This window comes from Wolbachia endosymbiont of Drosophila bicornuta (assembly GCF_028982105.1).
Classification (GTDB): Bacteria; Pseudomonadota; Alphaproteobacteria; order Rickettsiales; family Anaplasmataceae; genus Wolbachia; species Wolbachia pipientis.
In genome coordinates, this window is sequence record NZ_JAPQLF010000109.1 from 1 (window position 1) to 9,577 (window position 9,577).

General features: G+C 35.1%; 8 protein-coding genes and 3 pseudogenes. 7 read left to right on the plus strand and 4 right to left on the minus strand.

Going from position 1 to position 9,577, the window contains the following annotated elements; all coding sequences use genetic code 11:
* The 5 genes and pseudogenes from OZD68_RS03395 to OZD68_RS03420 all read left to right on the plus strand — a co-directional run.
* The coding region (locus tag OZD68_RS03395) for an HNH endonuclease signature motif containing protein (protein WP_275009006.1) at positions 1 to 407 on the plus strand (407 nt) is incomplete at its 5' end.
* A complete protein-coding gene (locus OZD68_RS03400; RefSeq protein WP_182309158.1) occupies positions 404 to 802 on the plus strand; it encodes a hypothetical protein in 399 nt (132 codons plus the stop codon). The genes OZD68_RS03395 and OZD68_RS03400, both read left to right, overlap by 4 nt.
* Positions 803 to 884: 82 nt before the next feature.
* Positions 885 to 1,895, plus strand: coding sequence for an Mrp/NBP35 family ATP-binding protein (locus tag OZD68_RS03405; RefSeq protein WP_182309157.1), 1,011 nt, complete (start codon positions 885 to 887; stop codon positions 1,893 to 1,895).
* 531 nt (positions 1,896 to 2,426) lie between these two features.
* Complete coding sequence (ubiH, locus tag OZD68_RS03410; RefSeq protein WP_182309156.1) at positions 2,427 to 3,575, plus strand: 2-octaprenyl-6-methoxyphenyl hydroxylase; 1,149 nt, start codon at positions 2,427 to 2,429, stop codon at positions 3,573 to 3,575.
* A 443-nt stretch (positions 3,576 to 4,018) separates the two neighbouring features.
* A pseudogene (locus tag OZD68_RS03420) lies at positions 4,019 to 5,085 on the plus strand (IS481 family transposase).
* 2 nt (positions 5,086 to 5,087) lie between these two features.
* Here OZD68_RS03420 and pth read toward each other — a convergent pair.
* Positions 5,088 to 5,636 (minus strand): aminoacyl-tRNA hydrolase, encoded by a 549-nt coding sequence (gene pth, locus OZD68_RS03425; protein WP_065094970.1) that lies wholly within the window; start codon positions 5,634 to 5,636, stop codon positions 5,088 to 5,090.
* Positions 5,636 to 6,247 (minus strand): 50S ribosomal protein L25/general stress protein Ctc, encoded by a 612-nt coding sequence (locus tag OZD68_RS03430; protein WP_182309155.1) that lies wholly within the window; start codon positions 6,245 to 6,247, stop codon positions 5,636 to 5,638. Before OZD68_RS03430 ends, pth begins: the two co-directional genes overlap by 1 nt.
* 145 nt (positions 6,248 to 6,392) lie before the next feature.
* On the opposite strand from OZD68_RS03430, the pseudogene OZD68_RS06600 reads away from it, so the two are divergent.
* A pseudogene (locus OZD68_RS06600) lies at positions 6,393 to 6,796 on the plus strand (NADH dehydrogenase ubiquinone Fe-S protein 4).
* Positions 6,797 to 7,096: 300 nt separating this feature from the next.
* Here OZD68_RS06600 and ftsL read toward each other — a convergent pair.
* Both ftsL and rsmH read right to left on the minus strand, forming a co-directional pair.
* Positions 7,097 to 7,408 (minus strand): cell division protein FtsL, encoded by a 312-nt coding sequence (gene ftsL, locus OZD68_RS03445; protein WP_007548286.1) that lies wholly within the window; start codon positions 7,406 to 7,408, stop codon positions 7,097 to 7,099.
* Entirely contained in the window at positions 7,405 to 8,349 is a 945-nt protein-coding gene (gene rsmH, locus OZD68_RS03450) for a 16S rRNA (cytosine(1402)-N(4))-methyltransferase RsmH (protein WP_182309154.1), read from the minus strand. The genes ftsL and rsmH overlap by 4 nt, the downstream gene beginning before the upstream one ends.
* Positions 8,350 to 8,567: 218 nt before the next feature.
* On the opposite strand from rsmH, the pseudogene OZD68_RS06535 reads away from it, so the two are divergent.
* Positions 8,568 to 9,514: pseudogene (locus OZD68_RS06535) on the plus strand (MFS transporter); the annotation flags it as partial.
* Between the last annotated feature and the right edge of the window lie 63 nt (positions 9,515 to 9,577).

A 9,577-nucleotide genomic window follows, 5' to 3' on the forward strand; every position in this document is an offset into this window, starting at 1 on the left:
CAGTCTTTAGGCACCCAAACAAAGGGAAATGCTGGATAAAAAGAAAATACTTTAAAAAGTATAATAACGATAACTGGCGTTTTATGACAAGTAACAAGATACATCTTATTATACACAGCGATCATGATATTAAACGACATATCAAAGTGCAAAAAACCAGATCTCCATATGATGGTGATTGGGTATATTGGGGTAAACGTCTGAGAAAAATACCAGATAAGCCATTAAGAGTAATAAAACTATTGAAGTTACAACAAAGTAAATGTGATAATTGTAGACTATGGTTTAAAAGTGATGATATAATAGAAATACATCATAAAGACGGGAATAGACGAAACAATATGATCAAAAACTTATCTTTGTTACATGGACATTGTCACGATGAATTACACAGGAGGTGTGCATGAAAAGCACCAAATTGGAGAGAAGCCGTATGAGGCTCAAAGTCTCACGTACGGTTTTGAAGTCGAGTGAGGAGGGGCGACCTTCTTCACTTAGACAACAGCATGCAAGTGAAACTAGTGAAGAGGATCTAAAAAAAGTGGTAGGAAGTGATGTAATTATTGGCAAGGCTTATAATGAGTTGAATCAATATAATTGGAGTGAAGAAGAGCGTTTTACTTATGATCAAGATAAGAAACGTGAGGATGATAATTTATCCTGCATCATGCAAAGTAGAATTGAAGGAAAAATTGAAGTTGCAAAAAACTTACTTAAAGCTGGCATCTCTATTGATATTATCTCTCAGACAACCAGCCTTCCTCAAGCTAACATTGAACAACTTCAGGAAGAAATTGCCTAAAAGGCTTGTTGGTTTTTGAATTTATTTCGTGTAACATTGTCACAATGATACCCTTCCTAGCGCATCAAACAACAGAGGTCTAATGATCAACGAAGAAATTGTAAGAGAGAACTTAAAAAAAGTCATAGAGCAAAAAAGCGGTAAAGATGTGATCGCTCTTGGCATAATATCCTCAATCATTATTAAAGGCTGGGACATTGGTTTTGCGCTTGAAGTTGCCGGTGACACGCAAGCAAACGAAGAATTAAGAAGAAATTGTGAGCAAGCTGTTAAAGCTATACCTGGGGTGACAAAAGTGATCGTGGTTGCTACTTGTCAAAAACAAAATGGGCAACAAAAAGCTAAATTACATATCGAAGGAGTGAAAAATATAATTATTGTGGCCTCTGGTAAAGGAGGCGTAGGTAAATCCACAGTTGCACTAAATCTTGCTCTCTCATTAGCAAAGTTAAAACACAAAGTTGCGCTGGTTGATGCAGATATATATGGTCCTTCAATTCCTAAAATGCTTAGCACTGAAAAATTAAAGCCAGAAATACAGGGTGGAAAAGCAATACCTATAGAAAGGTATGGACTGCATACTATTTCAATCGGCTATTTTGTTGACAAGGATCGTGCAGCAATATGGCGCGGACCTATGATCACAAAAGCACTTTATAATCTCCTCATGGGAACAAAATGGTCCGATATAGAGTATTTGATAGTTGATACACCACCTGGAACTGGCGATGTGCATTTAAGTCTTATGGAAAATTTTAACTTAACCGGGGCGATAATAGTTTCAACTCCACAGGAGCTCTCTTTAATCGATGCTCGCAAAATTTATGATATGCTTAAAAAGCTCAGTATACCGATTATTGGCATTGTGGAAAATATGAGTTATTTCATTCAAAATGACTCAGAAATATACATATTTGGAAAAGACGGCGCAAAAAGAATGTCTGAGGAGCTGAGGATCAAACTCCTAGGCAGGATTCCTCTGGATCCACAAATATGTCATGCTTCTGATTGTGGAAATCCTTTAATGCTAAGTGAAGATTTGGCAAAGATTTATGAAGACATTGCTAAAGATGTTATAGCTAAAGTGGCTTAGGTTTACCTACAATTTGAAAAACCGTCATTCCGCTACTAGTTAGCGGAATTTATACCGCGAATGAATCCACAACTGTACGAACATTGTCTACCAGAAGGGTGTCATCCCACTCTGGGATCCAGGAATTTTATTAAGTATAAAAATAGCTGTTTTATGTTAAAATACAACGTTTTGATGATTATGGAAAGGCTGGATTCCAGACTGGAATGACATCATCCTTTTTTCTGAATTCCAGTGTCAGCTACTTCCATGACATCATTATAAAGTAAAATGAGATCCAAGTGTCACGCACTGGGATGACAAGAAAGAGGGCTACTGGGATGACATGGGAGTTGCCTTTTTTCTACTTAGTTTGGGTTGTGCAAGAAATCTAATATGATTACTTCTATGCTTAGCCATTTTCAAGACAGGTTCTAAGAGACTTAATTTGTATATAGGAAAACCTTAAAGTCTTTCACTCATAGTATACAAAGTTTGTTTAAACTATTTTCAAAATAGATAAAATATAATTTTACAGTTAGCGTAAATAAAATGAATTATGATGTAATCATTTCAGGTGGTGGGTTGCTTGGTCTTATTACTGCAATTGGCCTCAGTTGTAACTCTGTGTCTGTAGCTGTAATTGAAAAAAATAGTTTGCCACGTGTAGTAGATGACAACCGAGCATTTGCTATTTCTCAAGGCTCGAAAAAAATATTGGAAAAATTAGGGATTTGGCAGTTTATAGAAAGCGAAGCTGAGCCAATACTTGATATATGCATACTAGATGCGGTTACTGTGCATTACAATCATAAAATGGTTGGTGAAGAGCCAATGGGTTATGTTATTAACAATGCTACTATATGGAATGCAATCAACAATAATTTTCTGAATAAACTAAACATATACTCTCCACATTCCTATAAAACAATTGCTTGTGATTCAGGATATGTGGAAGTTATTCTTGATAATAACCAGGAATTAATATCATCGCTACTTATCTGCGCTGAAGGCAAAAACTCTAAACTACCAGAGTTATTTTCTATACCGACAGTGAAATTTGATTATAAACAAAGTAGCATAGTATTTAATGTAAAGCATGAACTGCATCACCAAAACTTAGCTGTAGAGCGTTTTTTTCCTGGCGGTCCATTTGCAATTCTACCGATGAAGGGTGGCCATACTTCTTCAATAGTCTGGACAGAAAAATCTGAAATTTCAAAAATGCTAATGGATCTGTCTGAAGAAGAATTTATTATAGAGCTTAAAAAAAGATTTGGTTCTTATTTAGGAGAGATAAAACTAGAGGGTGAAAGAAAACTTTATCCTTTAAGTTTTGTTTTCGCAAAAAAGTTATATAAGGGTAGAGTTTTGCTTATCGGCGATGCAGCACATTCAATTCATCCAGTTGCAGGTCAAGGGCTTAATCTTGGAATTAGAGATGTAGAAAGTATTATAAAGCACGTAGTTGCCGCAAAAGCATCTGGTATTGATGTTGGCAGTAGTTATTTATTAAAGAAAATTTCACGTAACAGATACTTTGATAATTTTACAATGGCGCTTGCAACTGATGGATTAAATAGGATGTTCTCCAACAGAATATTCTGCGCTAAAGCACTAAGAAATCTTGGCTTGATTGCAGTTGAAAATTCAAATTTTCTCAAAAAAAGCTTCATTCGGCATGCTATGGGGTTTATATAAACCACTATTTTATAGTTAATGCAAGTCAGGTTTCCCACGTCATACCGCCGCGGTATCTTGGCCGCTAACACGTAGCGGGATGACGAATGTATCTGTTTAGCAGTTGTGTTAAAAGTCAATAGAAAAATTGATGTAGCTGTGGATAAGTACTTTTATCTGTATAAACGTGCTTATCCACAGCTATACTGGCTCTTAGATAGAAACAGACAGAGAGTTATATTCCTCAGTAAAAACCCTGTCATCTCTGACTAAAGAGTTAGCAAGAATAAGCAATTTCCTCATGGCAGCAGTGGAAGCAATTTTATATGGCTTTTTATATTGACTATATAATCTAGTAAAGAAAGGTTTGATATAGGAATTAGGGGGGGAGGGGTGGGATGTATGGTCCCAGAGTGTGATGGTATGATAAAATATGAGAAAACAATACCATCAAAGGAGGAATTATGGGACAAATATTACATGGGTGCGCCAAAACAACAGAGACAATTCGTAGAGCAATACAAAATAGTAAAGAGAGCATAGCAAAACTCTCCAGGTATAGCTCTTTTTACAATAATCCGAACAGATCATAATATGCTACTGCTCTACCATAGCCATAAGCACATATCTTATCCTATTCGGACTATTGCGAGAAGTGCTATACTATAACCTTAATCCAAAAACTATCATTAAATGGAGAAAACGGTCTTTTGCCAAAGACGCTGATATGGGTCCGAAGCATACAAGATCAACTGTTTTAACTTTAGAAGAGGAGGCTGTAATTGTTGCATTTCGTAAGCATACTCTATTGCCATTAGATGATTGTCTCTACGCTTTGCAAACCTCAATCCCACACTTGACTCGCTCTAGTCTACATCGTTGCTTACAGAGGCACAGCATTAGCAGACTACCAGATGTTGATGGCGAAGTTAAACCAAAAAAGAAATTCAAACAATATCCTATAGGCTATTTCCATATTGATATTGCAGAAGTCAGAACAGAAGAAGGAAAGTTATATTTGTTTGTTGCAATAGATAGAACATCCAAATTTACGTATGTTGAGTTGCATAAAAGTGCTACAAAACCTATAGCTGCTGAGTTTCTACGTAATTTGATTAAAATTTTACCATATAAAATCCACACTATTTTGACAGATAACAGTGTACAATTTACCAACCAAAAACGCCATAAATACGCTTTTCAACATATATTTGATAGAGCTTGTGAAGAAAATGACATTGAACACCGTCTAACAAAAGTTAGCCATCCTTGGACAAATGGGCAAGTTGAGCGTATGAACAAAACTTTAAAGAATGCCACTGTTAAGAAGTATTACTATCAGTCTCACCAGCAACTCAAAGAGCATCTTTATGACTTTGTTATGGCCTACAATTATGCTAAAAGACTCAAAACTCTTAAGGGTCTTACACCTTTTGAGTTTATATCTTTATAGTGGACAAAATCTCCTGAATTGTTCATACTAAATCCACACCATCACACTCTGGGACCATACACTCCCTGTGTTTCGTAATGTTATACAATCAAATTGATAAAAGCTGTATTATCTCCTTGCAGCATTAAGTGTATATTTTTTGCTATTTTTTCCACTAAGGGAGTAACATTATCAAAATTTGAAAATTTTGATAACACATAATCTGCTAAGCTTCTTTGATCTTCAGGTCTACCCACTCCAAATCTCAAGCGCCAATAATCGTTGCCAATAAAACTATCTATGGATTTAAGTCCATTATGTCCAGCAGAGCTACCACCTTTCTTTATTTTTATTCTTCCAAGTTCCAAATCAGCGTCATCGTGTATGACAACAATATTATCTAGCGATAATTTGTAAAAATTTCGTATTTTTGCAACAGGGATGCCTGAATTATTCATAAATGAATAAGGCTTTATTAACATGATTTTATTATCATTAATTATGCCAGAGGTTATTAGATAATCGGCTTTTTTAGAGAACGACTGGAAATTCCAATATTTGCAAATTGTATCAACTACGATGAAGCCGATATTATGATAAGTTAACTCATATTGACCACCAGGGTTACCAAGCCCAACTATCAGGTGCACTATTCCTCTGTTTCTGCTTGAGGTTCTTCAACGTCACTATCGGCAGCAGAAATTGTAACAATGGTAAAATTTTCTTCTTCATGAGCTACAAACTTAACACCTTCTGGTAATTTTACATGATTGATATGTATAGATTGGCCAATCATTTTACCGGATAAATCAACTTCAATAACCTGAGGTATTTTATCAGGAGAGCATTTAACAGCAATAGAACGACACAAAACATTAAGCACTCCACCTAATTTGATTCCTGGAGCTTTACTTTCATTCACAAATGATAGAGGTATGTCTATTTTAATTTCACTGCCTTTATCAACAAACTGAAAATCAACATGTTGCACAGTATCCTTTACTACATGCAATTGGATATCGCGAACAAGAGCATATTCCTTTTTGCCCGAAATATTCAGCTCTATCAAATGTGCAGAAAGAGAACCTGATTTATATTGCTTCGTGAATTCCTTTGCAGACAATGTCAAATTTACATTATCATGGCCCTTTCCATATATTATCCCAGGGATGTTTCCTTTCTTCCTTAGAGAATGCATCGCTTTTGTTTTTGTTATATCACGTAACTCTGCATTAATTGTTACTATTTCCTGTTGCGTCATCGATTACTCCTATTCAGCTAATCCTTTTAATATAATTTAATAATAATATAACATAAAAATATTTATTTCAAACTTCATTCTTTCATACTAATTGTTTGTGAAAGGATTTATTTAGATATATATTTAAACTGATTTAACAAGAACTATGGGCATTGACGATAAAGTAGTTTTTAGGATTTATAAACCAACAAGAACTGCAACACAATCTGGTTTAGGTAATACAAATTTCTGGCACCTAAAAATTGAATCTGGCTCTTACTATAGCTCTTTTTACAATAATCCGAACAGATCATAATATGCTACTGCTCTACCATACCCATAAGCACATATCTTATCCTATTCGGACTATTCCGAGAAGTGCTATACATTGAACCTTTGATGGGGTGGGTTGGCTCAAAAGATCCAAAAAAACAGATTGTATTAAAGTTTGATTCTCTTGAAAAAGCAGTATTCTACGCAAAAAAACGCAACGTTAAATACATAATTGAAATGCCAAAAAATGTTAAGAGGCTGCCAAAATCTTACGCAAGCAATTTCATACTAAAGTAAGTTGCACAACAAATGGTGTTATGCAAGTAGCTGACACTGCTCTCCTTTGTCATCCCAGTCCCCAGACACTGGGATCCAGGAATTTTATTAAGTTGGTAAGCATAAAAATAGCTGTTTTACGTTAAAATACAATGTTTTGATGATTATGGAAAGGCTGGATCCCAGTGTCAAGCACTGGGATGACACCATTTGTTGTAAACTCACTTTTACTCTATGGTTATACTACCTTGCCGCTATCCTGAACGAATACAAAGTAAGTTTTATTGTGATGTGCTCATCTGTAAAAAATAAGACTTAATCTCACTGTTGATCATGGATTTTAAGTTGTGCTAGTACACTGCGGCCATTTAGAGAGTCAAGATTTTTAACCTGGCTAGCCAGTATTAAAGAGTTATTTTTCAGGTATTTCTTTACAAGGCTTGCAAGCCTTTTTGGATTATTCAAATAGCTCCATTCTGCTTGTAAAACTTTTATATCACTTTGCACTAAATTAATTTCACTTTTTATTTTTATTAGCTCTCTATTTAATGACTGAACATGTAATTTTACCTTAAATAGTCCTACAATGCTAAGAAAAAACATAACTATTGAGATGATGCAGAAAGTTCTCATGACAACCTCTGTATAGCTCTTAGTTTTGCTGAGCGTGAACGCGGATTTGCACTTACTTCTTCTATACTTGCTTCGATCACTTTTTTATTTAGAAGAGAGAATGTCTTGCAATCAGTAGCACATAAATCTTTAAAAAAAGTTTTGACTATACGATCTTCTAAGGAATGAAAGGTGACGACAATTAATTTGCCATTCTCACTTAAAATCTCAGATGCAGCTTTAATGCCCTTTTCAAGTTCTCCCAGCTCATCGTTTACCCATATTCTGATTGCCTGAAATGTTCTGGTTGCAGGATCAATTTTGCTTTTTCCACGAAATACCACGGAACGTACAATATCCGCAAGCTCAAATGTAGTTTTGATAGTTTTCTTCTTCCGTGCATTTACTATTGCTCTTGCGATTTTGCGAGAATGACGTTCGCCTCCGTAGTTATATATAGTATTTGCGATTTCTTCTTCGCGTAAAGCGTTAACAAACGTTGAAGCGTTTATATAAGAAGAGTTATCCATGCTCATATCGAGTGGACCATCATGTAAAAATGAGAACCCTCTATCTCCGTTATCAAGCTGCATAGATGAAACTCCGATGTCAAAGACCACTCCATCCACTCCGTTTGATGTCATTCCAGCGCGTGACCAGTTATTTTTTCCAGTATCAAGTACTGGGATGACAGGAGATGGCTCAACGCTGCTTAGTATACTTTTAATATTACTAAACTTCTCAATGAATAGTTTTATTCTATCTGGATATCTAACGCTTAAATCATCATAAAACTTAGTTACCGTTTCATCTCTATCAATTGCATATACTTTGCAATCAGCTGACTCCAATATTGCTTTGCTATACCCTCCAGCTCCAAATGTGGCGTCCACGTATATGCCACCATCCTGCGGTGATAGTAGTGATAGCATCTCTTTTAACAAAACTGGAGTGTGTGTCATATCAAAAAATTTAAGTACAGTTGGTGTAGATATCCTACTCTACTCTACTCTTCAAATCAATTTTATTTATGTACATAGATTTTCTTGCCAAAATATGGTATCTTATCGGAATATATAAGCAATAATATTAAAATTAAGGTTTAATATTGTTAATATAATATTCACATAACGTTCACATTTTTTTTTATATATAAGATCAAACAGGCTATAGGGAAATTATGCAGCAAATAACAAAAGTAATATTTTCAAGTTTGATTTGTAACACTTTATTGTGGTATGACCACATGCTTTTTGGCCACTTAATAAACATAATAGGTGGTGTGTTTTTTCCATCGGATGATCAACTAACCAGCGTATTGAAGGCTTTTGGAGTGTTTGCAGTGGGTTTCTTAATGAGACCAGTCGGTGCTGCTATATTTGGTCACATTGGTGATAAGCATGGCAGAGGAGTTGCCTTATTGCTCTCGGTTATATTAATGACTTTATCAACCATATTAATTGCTTTTGTTCCAGGTTATCAAAGAATTGGAATACTAGCGTCAATGCTGGTAGTTTGTTTAAGGCTATTGCAGGGTATATCCCTTGGAGGAGAAGCAGGAAATGCACCATTTTTAATAGAACATGCTCCTAAAACAAAAAAGGATTTTTTGGCAGCATTGAAGTATTAAGTGCAATTCTTGGTTCAATATTAAGCCTGATGGCGGTACTCATATGCAAAAAAGTATCTGATTTTGAATCTTGGGGGTGGAGATTACCTTTCATTTTCAGTTTAGCAATGGGATTAATCAGCATATATATGAGATATATACTTGATGAAAGCCCAGAGTATAAAAGACAAAAAAATCCGTCTAAATTGCCATTAAAAGAGTTATTAAACAATTACAAAAAGCCTGTTCTAATATCAATAGGTATTGACTTGGTTGAAAATGCGTCTCTCTCTATATATTTGGTCTTTTTCAATGTGCTTACGAATAAAATATTAACAGTAAATACTCATTTTAATCATATAGTGGAAATACTGAGTCAAATTGCACTTGGAGGATTGACAATATTGTTTGCAATACTTTCTGATAAGGTAGGAAGAGAAAAAGTTATGAAGTTTGCATTTATAGCTTTTGTAATAGTGAGTTATCCAGTTTTTTCAATGTTATGTAGTGGCAATTATAGCACTTCTCGCAATAGTCCGAATAGGATAAGATATGTGCTTATGGCTATGGTAGAGCAGTAG